This is a genomic window from Sulfitobacter sp. GN1-4, assembly GCF_055693825.1.
Map to the genome: position 1 here is coordinate 2,719,620 of NZ_JBVFUQ010000003.1, position 15,489 is coordinate 2,735,108.

General features: G+C 62.4%; 9 protein-coding genes. 3 read left to right on the forward strand and 6 right to left on the reverse strand.

The window, feature by feature from the left end; translation table 11 throughout:
* Positions 1 to 66: 66 nt before the first annotated feature.
* Positions 67 to 1,383, forward strand: a complete 1,317-nt coding sequence (locus ACZ1HM_RS13985; protein ID WP_472743310.1) for a P-loop NTPase family protein — start codon at positions 67 to 69, stop codon at positions 1,381 to 1,383.
* A 174-nt stretch (positions 1,384 to 1,557) separates the two neighbouring features.
* Positions 1,558 to 2,874 carry a GumC family protein gene (locus ACZ1HM_RS13990; protein ID WP_472743311.1) on the forward strand — a complete coding sequence of 439 codons (1,317 nt, stop codon included), beginning with the start codon at positions 1,558 to 1,560 and terminating at the stop codon, positions 2,872 to 2,874.
* A 64-nt stretch (positions 2,875 to 2,938) separates the two neighbouring features.
* Here ACZ1HM_RS13990 and ACZ1HM_RS13995 read toward each other — a convergent pair whose 3' ends face one another.
* Positions 2,939 to 4,246, reverse strand: a complete 1,308-nt coding sequence (locus tag ACZ1HM_RS13995) for an oligosaccharide flippase family protein (RefSeq protein WP_472744624.1) — start codon at positions 4,244 to 4,246, stop codon at positions 2,939 to 2,941.
* A 152-nt stretch (positions 4,247 to 4,398) separates the two neighbouring features.
* Between ACZ1HM_RS13995 and ACZ1HM_RS14000 the strand changes: the two genes are divergently transcribed.
* Positions 4,399 to 5,583: a glycosyltransferase gene (locus ACZ1HM_RS14000; protein WP_472743312.1), complete on the forward strand. Its 1,185-nt coding sequence runs from the start codon at positions 4,399 to 4,401 to the stop codon at positions 5,581 to 5,583.
* Positions 5,584 to 6,033: 450 nt separating this feature from the next.
* Here ACZ1HM_RS14000 and ACZ1HM_RS14005 read toward each other — a convergent pair whose 3' ends face one another.
* Genes ACZ1HM_RS14005 through ACZ1HM_RS14025 form a run of 5 tightly spaced genes read right to left on the reverse strand, consistent with a single transcriptional unit; the run spans position 6,034 to position 15,472 of the window.
* Positions 6,034 to 6,861: a glycosyltransferase family 2 protein gene (locus tag ACZ1HM_RS14005; RefSeq protein WP_472743313.1), complete on the reverse strand. Its 828-nt coding sequence runs from the start codon at positions 6,859 to 6,861 to the stop codon at positions 6,034 to 6,036.
* The gene (locus ACZ1HM_RS14010; RefSeq protein WP_472743314.1) at positions 6,830 to 9,355 is read right to left on the reverse strand and encodes a hypothetical protein; all 2,526 of its coding nucleotides are present in this window, start codon (positions 9,353 to 9,355) and stop codon (positions 6,830 to 6,832) included. Before ACZ1HM_RS14010 ends, ACZ1HM_RS14005 begins: the two co-directional genes overlap by 32 nt.
* The gene (locus ACZ1HM_RS14015) at positions 9,352 to 10,296 is read right to left on the reverse strand and encodes a hypothetical protein (RefSeq protein ID WP_472743315.1); all 945 of its coding nucleotides are present in this window, start codon (positions 10,294 to 10,296) and stop codon (positions 9,352 to 9,354) included. Before ACZ1HM_RS14015 ends, ACZ1HM_RS14010 begins: the two co-directional genes overlap by 4 nt.
* A gap of 5 nt (positions 10,297 to 10,301) precedes the next feature.
* Positions 10,302 to 10,994, reverse strand: coding sequence for a 4'-phosphopantetheinyl transferase family protein (locus ACZ1HM_RS14020; protein WP_472743316.1), 693 nt, complete (start codon positions 10,992 to 10,994; stop codon positions 10,302 to 10,304).
* Positions 10,994 to 15,472, reverse strand: coding sequence for a MupA/Atu3671 family FMN-dependent luciferase-like monooxygenase (locus ACZ1HM_RS14025; RefSeq protein WP_472743317.1), 4,479 nt, complete (start codon positions 15,470 to 15,472; stop codon positions 10,994 to 10,996). Before ACZ1HM_RS14025 ends, ACZ1HM_RS14020 begins: the two co-directional genes overlap by 1 nt.
* Positions 15,473 to 15,489: the final 17 nt, after the last annotated feature.

The following is a 15,489-nucleotide window of genomic DNA, read 5'->3' on the forward strand; positions in this document are numbered from 1 at the left end:
ACATTGCATCCCGCCCCGCCCCGCTTCACACCCTGACACATGACAAGATTTCGAAAGGAGAGCACAATGCGTGATACATTCGCAGAAGACGATCTCCAGCACTACGGACTTGAGGATATCAACGTGCAAGATGGCGCGCTCAAAGACGGCGATCTTGAAGGCCTGGATTTTGGCCTGGAAGCGGACACGCTGACAGGCGCCCAAGCCGGTGCAACAGCGCTGACTGCGCAGGCCGATGTGCCTGAGCGTGACGGCGTGGATGACATCAACTTTGATGATCTGGATCTTGATCTGGAAGACGATACGCCAGCGCCCACATTGTCGCCCGGCATTCGCCCCATGCGCAAAATGGCACAGATGACGCAGATCGAGGATCTCGAAGATCTGGACGATACACCCGTCGCCGCCCCGCGGCACAGCATACGTCCCCGCCGCAACGCCATCGAAGATCTTGAGGATTTGACGGTTGAGGCAGAGGCCCCCGTCGTGGCCCCTGCTGCGGAAAAGCCCGCACCGGCTGCCACCCAGCCACGTACTGAGACCGCCGCACCTGCGCCACGCCCGGCCAAGCCTGAGGCACGCCGCAGCGAACGCCCCGCGCCTTTGCCGCCAGTGCCCGCTGCTGCTGCTCCGGTGCCGGCACCGCAGGCCCCTGCCTATGCACCGACCCCGGATATGCCCCGCTGGCATGAATTGGCCCTGGTTGAAGCGGGCAGCCGCCGCACCGCCAAAACCTCCATGCCCGTGGTAGACGCCGATCGCGACAGCACTTCTGTCCGCGCCTTCGATCTGCTGCGCACCCGCCTGCGCCAGACCACACAGGAAAACGGCTGGACCAACATCGCTGTGGTGTCCCCCACCTCCGGCTGCGGCAACACATTCACGGCCGTGAACCTGGCCCTCAGCCTGTCGCGCATCGAAGGCTCGCGTACCATCCTGATGGACATGAACCTGCGCAACCCTGGCGTTGCCAAGGCGTTTGACATGGGCGCACGCGGCTCCATGCAGGATTTCCTGACTGGCCGGGTAACTGCCGGTGATCATCTGGTCCGCCTCAGCGATACGCTGGCACTGGGTCTGAACAACGCTGTTGATCAAAGTGCAGCCGAAACGCTGCAGGCCCCGCAAACCAGCAAAACCCTTGCGCGGATGCGCGACGCGCTGCAGCCTGAGATGGTGATCTACGACATGCCCGCCATGCTGGTGCATGACGATATGTCCGCGTTTCTGGCCCAATTGGACGGCGTGCTGATGGTATCAGACGGCTCGCAAACCAACGCCAAAGAGCTGCTGGAATGCGAACGCCTGCTGGAAGGTAAGGTGCCGCTGTTGGGCGTGGTCTTGAACCGCGCGCGGGCAAATTCCGTGCCAAACTACAGCTAAGGCCGCAGTGCTATCCAATCCTGTCACGTCCCGCCCTACTCCTTCGGCGGTGCGTTTCTCTACGCTTCTTAGCAAAACGCCCTATAATGGCCGTATTGTTCTGGTGAAACACACCAAACCTGCGGCGGCATAAGGCCGACCCGGGACGGATTGAGACGAGAGTAATTGGTCAAAATGGGCCCGATTTATTCACTGGCTGACTTTCTGGATTTGGTGCGGCGGCGTCTGGGCCTGATCATTATTGTCACGATCCTGGGCTGCATTGCCTCTGTGATCTTTGCGCTTAGCCAGGCCCATATCTATCAATCTGCAGAAGTTATTCAGGTCGAAGGCCCAAAGGTGTCGGATGACCTGGCCCGCTCCACCGTCGAAGGCTCTGCCGCGCGGCGCTTGCAGTTGATCGAACAACAGCTGATGGCGCGCGACAACGTGTTGCGTATCATCGAAGAAATGCAGCTTTTTGAAGGACTTGATGGGCTCAGTACCACTGAACGTGTGGCCCTGTTCCGCCAATCTGTCACCATCACTGGCGTTGCGGCCGTGCGCGAAGGCTTTGCCGATGACGGTGCGATTTCCGTGCTCACCATCACGGTTGAGCTGGATGATCCCTACAAGGCGCAAGCCGTGGCACATGGCCTGGCTGAGCAAACCCGCACCCTGGCCAGCGCGCAGCGCGATGAGCAAACCCGCGAAACCCTCGCCTTTTTCCGCCAGCAAGAAGAAACGCTGGTGGGCGAGATCCGCAAGCAGGAAGAGGCGCTTGCCGACTTCCGCCGCGCCAATGACCTGTCCATCGAAGGCAGCCTGGCATTCCGCCGCGAAGAGCTGGCCAGCCTGAATGATTCTCTGCTGGAGTTGGACCGCAACATCATCACCACCCAGCTGGCACGCACCAACATTGACCGTTCGGGCAACACCCGCGCGGCCACGATCCAGCGCGAAACCGAAGAACTCACCCGCCAGCTCAACAGCCTGACCACTCAACGCCAATTGCTGCGCGACCGCCGCGATGCGCTGAGCCGAAGCATTGAAACCTCACCCGAGGTGGAGCGCGGTCTGGCTGAGTTTGAACGCCGCATCACCCAGCTTCAAGGCCAGCTTGAAGTGGTCACCGTCCGCCGTAATGAGGCAGAGGTCGCCTTCACCCTCGAAGCGGCCTCACGCGGGGAACAATTTGTGACGCTCGAAGAGGCCACCGTGCCTGAGCTGCCCATCACCACAGCGCGCAAAAACATCGCCCTGGCAGGTGGCGTGGCCTCGCTCATTGCTGCGATTGGTCTGGCGTTCCTGCTGGAACTGCGCAGCCCGGTCTTGCGCACAGCCGCACAGATGCACCGCGAAACGGGTTTGATGCCTGTCGTCTCTATTCCAGAAACCGAACCGTCCAAGGAACGCCTTGGCCTGGCCCGCATCTGGCAAGATCGCCGTGCCGCTGGCAAACGCGGGCGCGAAGCCCGTATGGCACGCCAATCCGCCAGCAAACTCAGCTGATCGCAGGCCCCGTCACAGATCTGTCAGACATCAAAGCGCGGCACGCGTGCAAAAGGCCCGGCACCTAGCCCGCCACTGCCAACAAAGCCACGATCGCATCATAATGCAGCCACAGCGCCAAGCCTGCGGCGCCTACGGCCAACGCGGTAAAGACCAGATCATGCACCGGGTCCCAGACCCCATGCGCCCGCGCGACCCAGATCATCGCAAAATGCGCCAGCACCATCGACAGGCTCATGCCCGCAATCGCCCCAACAAGCCCCGCCAGGCTGACCCCGATGATCAAAAAGGCGATCTGCAACACCGCAGCAATGGCGCTGCAGAAAAACAAGCGCCGCGAATCCCCAGCCGCCAAGGCCGCCTGACCATAGGTCATCCCAATGATCTGTGGGATCAGACCGATGGCCACCAAAACCACAATCGCCCCCGCCATTTGATAGCGCGCATCATACAAGACCCCAATCAGCCAGGGCCCCAAAAGGCCCATCACAATCAACAGCCCAATGACCCCGCCGCTGACCCCGTAGCGCAACAGCTTGACCCGCCGCACAGGCGCGTTTTCGCGGTGCACCGGGATCATGATGCGCCCGTTGATCGTCTGGCCCAGCATGAACGGAAAGCTCGCCAGGAAATAGCCGATGTTATAAATCCCCAAGGTCTCAAGGCTGAGGAATTTGCCCAGCACCGCTTTGTCGCCCTGGCTGGCAAAGAACCAGAACAGCGTGGACAGAAAGATCCACTTGCCATAGCTGATCAGCTCTTTGAACGCCGCGCGCTCCAGCTGAAAGCGGTTCCCCTCCCCAGGCAGGAACAGATGCGTCAGCGCCAGTTTCGCAAACGCCCCGACTACTCCGCCAATCACCAGCGCCAGCACCGATTGCAAGATCAAGGCCAGCACGATCATCACAATGATCCCAATGACTTGGCTCATCAGATCAAGGGCGGTCAGCCGACCCATCAACAAATGCCGATGCGCCGTTTCAATGCGCGTCGGGTTGAACCCCGCAATCACCAGCGTCAAAGCAGAAAGCGGCAGATAGGTCGCGATGTCGGGTTGGTCATAAAACAGTGCAACCGGATAGGCCAAACCGCAGGCAATCAACCACAGCACCAGCCCCCGCACCACCTGAATGCTCCAGGCGGTATTGAGAAACGCTGCATCATCCCCGCGTTTGGATTGCGCAATGGAGGGCGAAATACCCACGTCTGAAAACAACGTCAGCCCCACGGTGATCACGCTCAAAAGCGCCATCAGGCCAAAGGCCTCGGGAAAGAGCAGCCGCGTCAGGATAAGGTTAGAGCCAAGCCGGATGGCCTGACTGGCCCCATAGCCCAGCACAATCCACGACGCCGACCGCGCAACGCGCGCCATCAGACGGTTGCCGCCCAGCGCTTGGATGATCCGGCTTGCCACGACCCATTTGCCTCACTTCTGCCCTCAATCTTTGATAGGCCAGCGCTGGCGCTTGGTCCATGGGCAAGCGTCAGGATAAAAACCCGTAACCACTAAGGGACACCACCGCCTTGAAGATCGCCTATATCCTCAACACCTATCCCCAACCGTCGCAAAGCTTTATTCGCCGCGAAATTCGCGCGCTTGAGGCCCAGGGCCATGAGGTGCTGCGTTTTGCCATGCGGGCAGCAAACGTGCCGCTGGTCGATGCCCAGGATAGATCAGAGGCGGACAAGACCGAATATGTGCTGGCCGAAGGCAAAGCTGCGCTGATGCAAGCTGGGCTGCGCGCCCTTGGCCGGGATGCCGCAGGCTTTGCCACCGCCCTGCAAGAGGCGCTGGCGATGGGAAAGGCGTCTGAGACGGGGCGGTTGCGCCACCTGATTTATCTGGCCGAAGCGGCCTTTATCGCAGAGCGCTGCCGCGCCGAAGGCGTGATGCATGCCCATGCGCATTTTGGCACCAATGCCGCCACGGTGGCGATGCTGGCCCATATGCTGGGCGGTGCCCCTTTCAGCTTTACCGTGCACGGACCTGAGGAATTTGACGCCCCCCGCGCACTTTCGCTGGGGCGCAAGATCCACCACGCCAAGGCCACCATCGCCATCAGCCAGTTTGGCCGGTCCCAGCTTTGCCGCTGGGCAGATCCTGCCGATTGGGACCGCATCCAAGTGGTCCACTGCGGGATTGAACCCGCCAAATTCGACACCCCCGCCCCGCTGCCTGATGGTCCCCGCCGGGTCGTGGCCATCGGGCGTCTGGTGGAACAAAAGGGCCAATTGGCGCTGATCCAGGCGCTGGCACAAACGGAAACCGATCTTCACCTGACGCTGATCGGAGACGGAGAGCTGCGCGCCCCCATTGAAAAGCTGATCGCAGAGCACCAGTTGAACGCCCGCGTCACGCTCACGGGATGGCTGGATGAGGATGGTGTCAAAGCGGAGCTGGCCGCAGCCCACGCGCTGGTGATGCCCAGCTTTGCCGAAGGCCTGCCCATGGTGGTCATGGAGGCGATGGCCGCCGCCCGCCCCGTGATTGCAACCTACATCGCGGGCACGCCAGAGCTGGTGCAAGAGGGCAAAACCGGCTGGCTGGTGCCTGCGGGCGACGTGGCGGCCTTTGCGGATGCGATGGATGTGCTGGCCAAAGCCCCAAAGGCCAAGCTGAAAAAAATGGGCGACGCCGCCCGAACCCGCGTGCTGGCCCGCCACGACGTCCACGCCGAGGCCGCCAAACTGGCAAACCTCATCCGCTGATCAGCAGCCCCCTAGCCCCAGACGCACCGCAGCAGGCACCCACACCCTGCGTTTCATCTTTCCCCTACAACTCACAACACCACCTCCCCAAACGCCACGCCGCCAAAAACACGCCAACCCCAGACCACAACACACACCACGCAGCAGGCACGCAGACCCCGCGCTTCATCTTTCCCCTAAAACTCACAACACCGCTTCCCCAAACGCAACGCCGCCAAAAACACGCAAACCCCAAACCGCACCACACACCACGCAGCTGGCACCCACACCCCGCGCTTCATCTTTCCCCTAAAACTCACAGCACCGCCTCCCCAAACGCCACCGCCCCAAGGCATGCCGCCCTGCCAAAACACCCCAAACAGCACCTGTCCCCGCGGGGACAGACGCGACTTATTCCGCCGTTCCAACACCTTACGCCGGAATTAACACTTAAGTAGGGATTTCAACGCCTTACCGCCCCCGCGCCCAACGGGTGCTGTTGCGCCACACGGGCAGGCGCACGGTCAGGCGCACCAGCACGTAGCAGGCAAAGGCCAACGGGTCTTTCGCTGCGCGATGCCACAGGGGCTGAGCACCGCCCTGCGGATCATCATTGCCCATCAGCGCAGGATAGCGGGCGGCGATCTCGGCCACGCCCGCCTCTTGGCGGCGGCGCACCTGAACCAGGCGTTTGAACCCTTCGATCATCGGCCAATCATAGCGCGCCGGGACCAAGATGCGCTCGGCGGGCTGAAAATTCAGCCGCGCAAAGATGTCGTCTGAGATGATGTCAGGCCAAGCCTCCCAGCGGTCGCGCCCGGCACGGTTCATTGCAAAGACACCGAAACCGGGGACACCTTGGGTGATAAAGGGGATCGTCAGCCAGAACCGGGTGTAGTGCCGCGTCAGGGCGTCTTGGCCTGCCACCGTCACATGGGGCGTGCCGCTGGCATAGCGCGGCGCGGCACCGGCCAGGGCACTTGCGATCTGGCCCAGAAGGTCAGGTGCGACCAGCACATCTGCGTCGAGATAAATCAGCACCTCGCCCGTCGCAGCCGCTTCGCCTGCGTTCCACGCTCCCAGCTTACCGCCCTCAACCAGTTCAATCACCTGCCAGCTCCAGCCCTTGGCCACAGCCTCTGCTTCGTGATCCCGGGCGATTTGGGCGGTGGCATCCGTACATCCGTTGGCGATCACAATCACCTCAACCGCCTGCGCCGTTGAGGCCAAGAGCGCACGCAGGCAGGCGGGCAGATAATCAGCCTCATTATGGGCGGGGATCAAAACGGTGGTGGTCATTGGAAAGCCAAAAGCGCGGACCAGCGTGGATTTTCATCATCCAGATGCCGCAGCCCCCCCAAGCGCCCCACTTTGTGGGCGCATAAACATCGGAATAGGCGTTAAAAAGCTGGCCGCCAACGGCCTTCCAACCGTCTAGCAAAACCGCATAGAGCGCGCCCATCTGAGCAGAATAATTGAAGTGGTGGAAAAAGGCCGTCAGCTCAGCATCCTCCACCTGTGGGCCGATGCCCACCACATGCGAGCCACCTTCATACATGATCAACGCCAGTCCATGGTTGGCCGCAACCGCTGCATGATGGGGCCAGACGCGGGTGATCAGATCGCTGACCGTGTCCTCAGACCGGCCGCTGATCGCCCCGTCGGTCAGCTCGCGCCCGGCCAGTTGGCTGGCAAGATCAAAGCGGTGCTGGGACAGATAGCTTTCCATAGCCTCCCCCGTCAGCCCCTGCGCCTCAGCCTCTTGTCGGGCGGCGGCGGTGCTTTGACTGATCCATCCGCGCACCATATCTGCGCGGTCCTCCAACCCCAACACGCCACCGAAATAGCCGGTGATGGCATAGGCATCAAAGGCCTCTGCGGGGGCTGGCAGACCTTCGGCCTGGACAAGCGGTGCCTCAAGCGCTTCGGGTTCCAGGCCCAGCCAGCCGGTTTGGCTGGAGATGACGTTGACCAGACGGCCCTCGGGCGCATCGGCAAAAACCGCAGACCAGATGCGCGCCACCTCAGCCGCGCGCAGACCGTAGTATTGCATCCACTTGTCGTTCTGGCCCCAGCGCGCCAGCGCCTGTTCATCGGCCCAACGGGACTGGGTGAATTGCCAGTTCCAGACCTCATTTGAGAATTCAACGTAAGCCGTCAGACCCGGATCCAACCCATCGCGCACGAGTGTCGCAAACTGTTGGACAAAGGCATCATCGGCCAGATGTGGCATGTTGAACCACGCGTCCTGGCCAAGCTCATTTGCCAGGGCAATCTGCACCTCAATCGGCACGCCAGGACCATAGGTGGCGTGATCCACGCGGGGCCTGTTGTCCCAGGTGGCAAGCTCTGCGTTGTTGGTTTCCATCCAATCCATAAAACGCACAGCACCAAAGCGGTTGATGCGGCTGGTCCAGTTTGGGTTAAAAAGCGCCCCGTCTTCAAAGAGCGCGATGTGGTCTTCCTTGACCACTGTTAGGGCGCGGGGCGGATCGGCGGGATCCATGCGCTGGATGCGGATGTCCACCACGCCCGGCCCTGGCGTGTAATCAAACCACACCTCCCCCGGCGCATAACGCACGTTGCGCGCCCGGCCTGCCACCTCAATGATGCCGCTGCCGTCAAACTGCAAGCGGTAGCGCCCAGCCAGAGAGCGCGCCGCTTCTGGCATGTCGGTCAGGATCACGGTGCCCAGGCTGCTGACGCCCGCAGGTTTGGCGGTGGGCCAGCCCTGGGGGTCAAGAAAGCCCTCGGCGCGCAGCGCGGCGTTGTCAAAACCGCCCCATTGACCTGTCCGGTGTCCAAACCAGGGCCGCGCCGTTTTCATGATGTCCAAAAACGGCTGCTGCGTGCTCCAATCCGCAACAGAGGCCAAACCGATGGCCACGTCATTTGTGCCAGTCACGCCCCCCTGTGGCAGCACGATCTCAGCCGGTGTCGCGGGCAAGGTGGTGGCCACGGGCGGTTCCGCGCTGGCCGTTGCGGCCTTAATCACCGGGGCGTTGCCCTGATAGGTCTGCACCGCTTGCCAGGCCACGCGTTGCAGGCTGGTGGCCAGGTCATCCTCAGGGGTTTCCAGATTTGCCCCGTAGCGGTCGACAAAGCCGCGCGGCAGTCCCGTTGGATCCTGCCCCGTGAGCGTGGCGTATTGCACCATTGAGACAAAGTAGTGGCCCACATCATTGAGGTGGATGTCATCCGAGAAAAGCGCCGAGATGGAGGGCAGTCCGGGGATGCGCGTGGCCGCAATTTCATCGTGCAACAGCGCCATCGCTTGGCCCGCCGGGATCAACGACACCTGTGCCGCACCGCCTGCGGCGATCTCAGACAGGATGCCTTCCCAGGCGGGCAGATCATCGTCGAGGCGTTGGCGCCACGGGATATCCGCCTTGTCATCATATTCAACCGCCACCCCGGTGCCGCTGTTCAGGCTATGCCAGGTTTCCTGCACATAGACATGCACATCCGGGTTCGCAGTGGCTGCAAGATCGGCAAAGGCGCGGGCGTAGGTGCCGGTCTCAGACCATTGCAGGTGATTGGCCAGTGGGATGGCTTCGGTCAGGATCAGGTGGGTGGTGTCGCCTTGAGGTAAAACCTCTGTCGCGTCCACGCCTTCGGCGGTGGCGGCGTTCTGCCAGTTGTAGCGCAGGGGCGCGCCGTTGATGATCTGCGCCTGCACCTCTGCCGCACCTTGCCCGGCGGTAAGCGCCTGTTCCAACATCGCGGGGGCGGTGGGGCCAAACAGGCTGTGGCCCACCATCAACACCGAAAAGACCGTGCCAAGCCCGCTCATGCCGCGACCCCGGTTTCAGGGTGTTGGCGGATCACATCCCAAACCACCTGCTGCATGGCGGCCGCCACGGGCGCGCTTGGAGCTGTGGCGGGGGTGCCATCGGCGCGCAGCAGAACATGCGGCAAGCCGCGTGGGTCTTTGTGATAGAGCACGGCGAAGTGGGTCAGCGCCACCAGATAGGCGCCCAGATCGTTAAAGTGGATCGTGTCGGGGGTGCCATCTGGTTGCAGGCCCATCAGGTCATCTACTGAGCGGACCTCAGCGATCCCACCCGCCGCCGCCACCGCGCGCACGAAGGCGGCTTTGACCTGACCTGCGGGGATCAGATGAATGGGCGCATCGCTTTGCGCAAGCGCAGGATATTTCACGCGGCCTTGCCAGAATTTGCGCAAATCCCGGTCAATGCGCTGCAACCAGCCATCGGTGTCATCCGTATGGTGCCAGGTTTCATAAAGATAGATGCGGGCGGCTGGATTGGCATCCCAGGTCAGCCCGGCCCATCGGGCCAGATAGGCCGCACTATCGTGATAGCGGACGGCATCTGCGATCTCGACCATCTCGGTCAACACCACGGCATCGTAGCCCCCCGATGACAGGGCCTCTTTTGCGGGGCGGTGGAAGGGGTGGTCGTTTTCAGCCGCAAACCCATTCACCGGCAAATCCGGCTCCCAATGCTCGCGCAGAGATGTCCCCCACCCCAGCTGACTGGCATAGCCGTGCCCCGCCCCGGCAAGCTGTGCCAGCATCGCAGGCATGTCACGGCCCACCAGCGAATGGCCCAGATGATAGACGCGCAGCGCGCCATCGGGCGCGGGCAGCGGATTGGCATAAAGCGCCTTGGCCGCATTGACGCCTTGCTGGCGCTGCCACAGGGCAAAACCGCCGTAGCCCAACGACACGGCCAACACGCCCAAAGCGGCACGACGGGTCAGTGCGGACATGGGTTTCAGGCTCCTTTGCGCAGGGCTTGTGGGATGGAAACAGCGGTCACGATGTGCCCGGCTGCGTGATCAAACCGGCCATGCAACCGGTCTCCTGCGGCGAAACATACCGCAGGGGCCAGAAAAGTCGCGGTGAATGTGCGCCGATCAAGATCAAGATCAACATCCAGGTGATCAAACCCAAACAGCATCCCCGAGGCGGGGTATTGCGCTTTGTACGCGGCCTCTTTGGCGGAAAAGATCAGCTTGGCCAGACGCGCCTGATTGGGACCGGCGATGCGCGCCCGCTCTTGCGCCGAACAGATGCTGTCCATCAGATCTGAGGAAAGATCGGTATCGTGTTCCACATCCAGCCCGATAAGCTGCCCGCCACGGGTGACTGCGGCGGCGCACAGTCTGTCGGTGTGGGCGATGCTGCCGCGCAGGCCCGCAGGCCATTGGGGCGCACGGTCAGCGCCCAGCAGGACAGGGGCCGCAGGCAAGCCAAGCTGGCGCATCGCATCCCGCGCGGCGGCCCGGCCTGCTGCAAATTCGGCCTGACGGTTGGGCACGGCTTGTGCGATTTGCGCGGCCTCTTGCGGCAGGACCGCAGGCTGCGGTTGGCGCGGATCGCGCAGGGCCACGGCAACGCCCGGGTCCAGCAGCCCCGCAATCGCCGCCTGCGCGTCCTCCAACAGATCAGGTGCCAAAAGCTGCATCAAGCCCGCGTGCGGCTGCGCCCGGCGCGCATGGCGCGACGTTTGGACATCATGTCGGCCTTGGCCGGGGCTTCGGCCTGCGGCTGTGGCGCGGGATCGGGGCTGGTGCCTTTGTCCAGATGCGCGGCCAACCCTTCGAGCGTGGGAAAGCGGAAGATGTCGGTGATCGACAGGCGGCTGGCCTCAAGCCGGGTGCGAATATCCCGGTGCGCCTGCACCGCCAGAAGCGAATGACCACCCAAGGTAAAGAAGTTATCTTCGCCCTGCACCTCATTGATCCCCAACAGTTTTTGCCAAACCGCAGCAATCACCGCTTGAGTGCCCTCTACCGGTGCAGCAGCCGCAGCGGCAGCAGGTGCGGCGCGGCGCGGTTGCGGTTTGGGCAGGGCTTTGCGGTCGATCTTTTTGTTCGGTGTCAGGGGCATCACATCAAGGGTGACGAAATGCTGCGGCACCATGATCTCAGGCAAATACTTCATCAGGGCAGCGCGGGCCGCATCAGGCACCAGCGCCGTCCCCGTGACATAGGCCACAAGCTGCGCACTGCCTGAGATGTGGACGGTGCTGACCACGGCCTGGGTGACCCCGGGCAGATCGGCCAGACGGGCTTCGATCTCACCCAGTTCAATCCGGTGGCCCCGGATCTTGACCTGCGCATCTGCGCGGCCAGAGAAATGCAGGCATCCCGCGGCATCCCAAGCGGCCAGATCGCCCGTGCGGTAAAGCTTGCCCGGACCAAATGGGTTATCCACAAAACGTGTGGCGGTCATCTCTTCGCGCTGCCAATAACCTTGGGTTACGCCATCCCCGCCGATCCACAATTCGCCCTCAACCCCAATGGCTTGCGGCTGCATGTTATCATCCAGGATGAAAACTTGGGTGTTGGCGATGGGGGTGCCCACCGGTGTTGTGACCGCGCTGGCATCTGTCACCGCATGGGTGGTGGACCAGATCGTGGTCTCCGTCGGGCCATACATGTTTTGAATGCGGGCAGCGCCGCAAGAGCGCAGCGCCTTGACCAGCGTACCTGGCAGGGCTTCGCCCCCAACCATCAGGTGATCGACACGCGACAGGGCCATCTTCGCTTCCTCATTCGTCACCAGCATCTGAGCCATGGAGGGCGTGCACTGCAGATGCGTCACGTCGTGGCGCACGATTTGGGCGGCAAGGGAAAAATCATCCTCAGCCAAAGTCGCTGTTTGGTTGGACAGGCGGCGCACCTCAGCCAGAGGTTTCAGTCCCTCCATCACCAAGGCCGGATCAATGCCATAGTCAATCAGGCAGGCGATTTCGGTCACGCCAATGCGCTTGAGCTCTTCTGTGCGCGCAACACCGTCTGCGACGGTGCCGAACATGCCGCTGTCGTTGAAATAGCGCTGAAAGGCAAATTCCAGGATGGCATCGAGTTCCTCATCGCTGAGCCCTTCGAGATCCAGATCAAAGGCGTTGGATGTCCCTTCTGGGCGTTTGAACGCAGGGAAGGCCCAGGCGTATTGTTTGATCAGGGCCGCAGCCGAGCGCAGGTAATCCTTCATCGGGCCGCGCGCGACGGCTTCGGCATCTTCGCGGGTATCGGCCAGATAGCTGTGCAGCATCAACGTGACGGTAAAGTCCGCCGGATCATGGCCCGCGGCGCGCAGCGCCTGGTGATAGATCTTGATCTTATCGGCCACTTCATCAACCGATTGGCCCAGAAGGTGCGTCAGCACATTGGCACCAATCTCACCCGCTTCTTTCCACGTCTGCGGATTACCTGCGGTGGTGACCCAAATGGGCAGCTTTTTGGATACCGGGCGCGGCTGTGTGACAACCGCGTGCAGGGTGCCGTCCTGTTTGGGGAACTCAACCGGATCGCCCGCCCACATCTGGCGCAGCTGTTCGATGACCTTGTACATCGCAGGCTTGTTGGCCGGTGGCGTGTTTTCGGGACGCAGGACAAAATCATCAGGCTGCCAGCCCGAGGCGATGGCCAGACCGACGCGGCCATTGGTCAGGTTGTCGATGACGGCCCATTCCTCAGCAATGCGTGCGGGATGGTGCAGCGGGGCCACGCAGGACCCTGCGCGCACGGCGAGGTTTTGCGTCACTGCTGCCACCGCAGCCCCGGTAACCGATGGGTTCGGATAGGGGCCGCCGAAGGCGTGGAAATGCCGCTCAGGCGTCCAGACGGCGTTAAAGCCGTGGGCATCCGCGAACTTGGCCCCTTCCAACAGCAGCTCGTATTTCTTGGGGCCAACGCCATCGTCATTGCCCCAATACATCAGGTTGAAATCCATCTTCGCATCAGAGACCGCGATGGGACCGTTTGACACCAGCGTGCGGCTTTCATCCCCCGCAAGCACCAGCTTGAACCCACGCGACAGCGTCCAGAAAAGCTCAAGCACGGAGATGTCAAAGCTCAGCGATGTGACCGCCAGCCAGACCGCGCCTGTTGCGTGATCAATGCGGTCGTCCATGCCCGCAAAGAAATTGGCGACATTGCCATGGGACACCATGACCCCCTTCGGGGTGCCGGTCGAGCCAGAGGTGTAGATGAGATAGGCCAGGTCATCGGCCGCTGCCCCACTTTCGACATTGGCGGTTGAGGCCGCAGGGAGTGCCGGATCGGCATCAATCAGGATCACCTCAGCCTGATGCGCAGGCAATTGGTCTGCCAGTGCTGATTGGCTGACAATCAGCGGCGCGGCACTGTCCGAGATATAATGCGCAATCCGGTCAGCAGGATAGCCGGGATCCAGCGGGACATAGGCACCACCCGCCTTGAGAATACCCAAAGCGCCTACCAGCAGATCCACGCTGCGTGTGGTGTGCAGGCCAATGGTGGTGCCGGGGGCGGCACCTTTGCTGCGCAATACATGCGCCAGCTGGTTGGCGCGGGCGTTCAGGTCCGCGTAGCTCAGCGTTTCCCCTTCAAACACCAGCGCCGTATCTGCGGGCGTCCGGGCGACCTGCGCTTCAATCGCAGCAGGGATGGTGATGCGGTCATAGGCGCGCTGCGTTGCGTTCCAGCTTGCCAGCTGGGTCTCACACTCAGCCTCGGGCAAGGCGCATAGGTCATCCACGGTTTCAGCGGTGCCGATCTTGGCAAAAGCAGCTTCGAGCCGGGCGGCAATCAGCGTGACCGCCGCCGCGCTCAAACGCCCGCTGTCGTGGTGCAGTTGCGCGCCTTCGGCGGTGACCGAAAGCGTCAGTGCGGCACCTTCCAGCGGTGTTGCAGCCTCAGTCAGGGCGATGGCGGGGTGTGACAGATCAGCAAGATCAGGATCGCGCAACATCAGATCGCGGGCAAAGCCTGCGGTGCCACGGGCGCGCGTGATCTGCGCATCAAAGGCTGCCTGCAGCGTGCTGACTGTTGCATCCCCCTCAGCCGAGATGTGCAGCGGCACCCAAGCGGATGCCAGAGGATGAGAGCCGGCAACGGGCCAAGCGAGCAGGCCAGCCACGTTGCCCGCGCCGCGCTGAAAGCTCAGCGCAGCAGCGGTAAAGAGTGCAGCGGCATCCACCCCATTCGGGGTCTGCAGGTTGCGGGTTTCAAAAACAGGTGCCGCGTCAGATGTTTGCTGCAGCGGGATCGCTAGCGGTGCCGCGCGGCGGAGAGTGGCCTGCCAATGCGCCTCATCCGCGGCATCAAAGGGCGCAGCAGGCGCTGCGGACACCTGCGCGCCCGGGGTGCATAGCGTGGCGGGATCGACCGGTTTGCCGTCCATGTGCCGCAAGCCGGTGAGGGTCACGGGCTGCGTGGCGGTGCCGATGGTTACGCCATCTGAACTGACCGCCAGGATCTCGCCCGCTGGCCCCTGGGGGTGATCCGACACCAGCAGACCGCCCACCGCATAGAATGCGCCCGCCAGCCCAAGTTTCGCGCAAGCGAGCGGGTTGGCATAACCGCCGAAATCAAGGCCGCGCACCAAAGCGTCCAACGCCTCAGCAGGTTGGGTGAAATCAAGCACGCCCTGGCCCTCTGGCCGTTGCGCCTTGGCAAAATAGCTGCGCTGGCTCAGATCCTGGGCGGTGCGGTCCAAGGTGCCAGCCTCAAGCTGGGCCAAGACAGCGGCAAAGCTTTCCATCCCGGCGGCATAGCATTTGGAGTTCAGGCTAAAAGCTGTCTCATCCGGGGCGATATCGACCATCCGTTGGGCCAGCAGATCCCCTTCGTCCACGCCGCCTTCGATCACATGCCAGCTGACGCCATGGGTCTGCTCACCATTGATGATGGCCCAGGCGGGGGTGTTCAGCCCCGCATAGCGCGGCAGTGGGCCGTCGTGAAAGTTAATGGCCCCTTTGCTTGGCAGGGCCAGCACATCATCCGGGATCATGCGCAGGTTGGCGATGCTTAAGAACCAATCGGCCTGAATGCCCGCCTGCAACAGATCGCGCGGGGCCTCAGCCACGGTCAGCTTGTGGCCTTCGGCCCAGCCGCGCACGGCGCTGTCTTGGGTCACAACAGCGGCAAGGCTGTGGCCACCGGCCAGGATCATGTCACCGCAAGCGATGG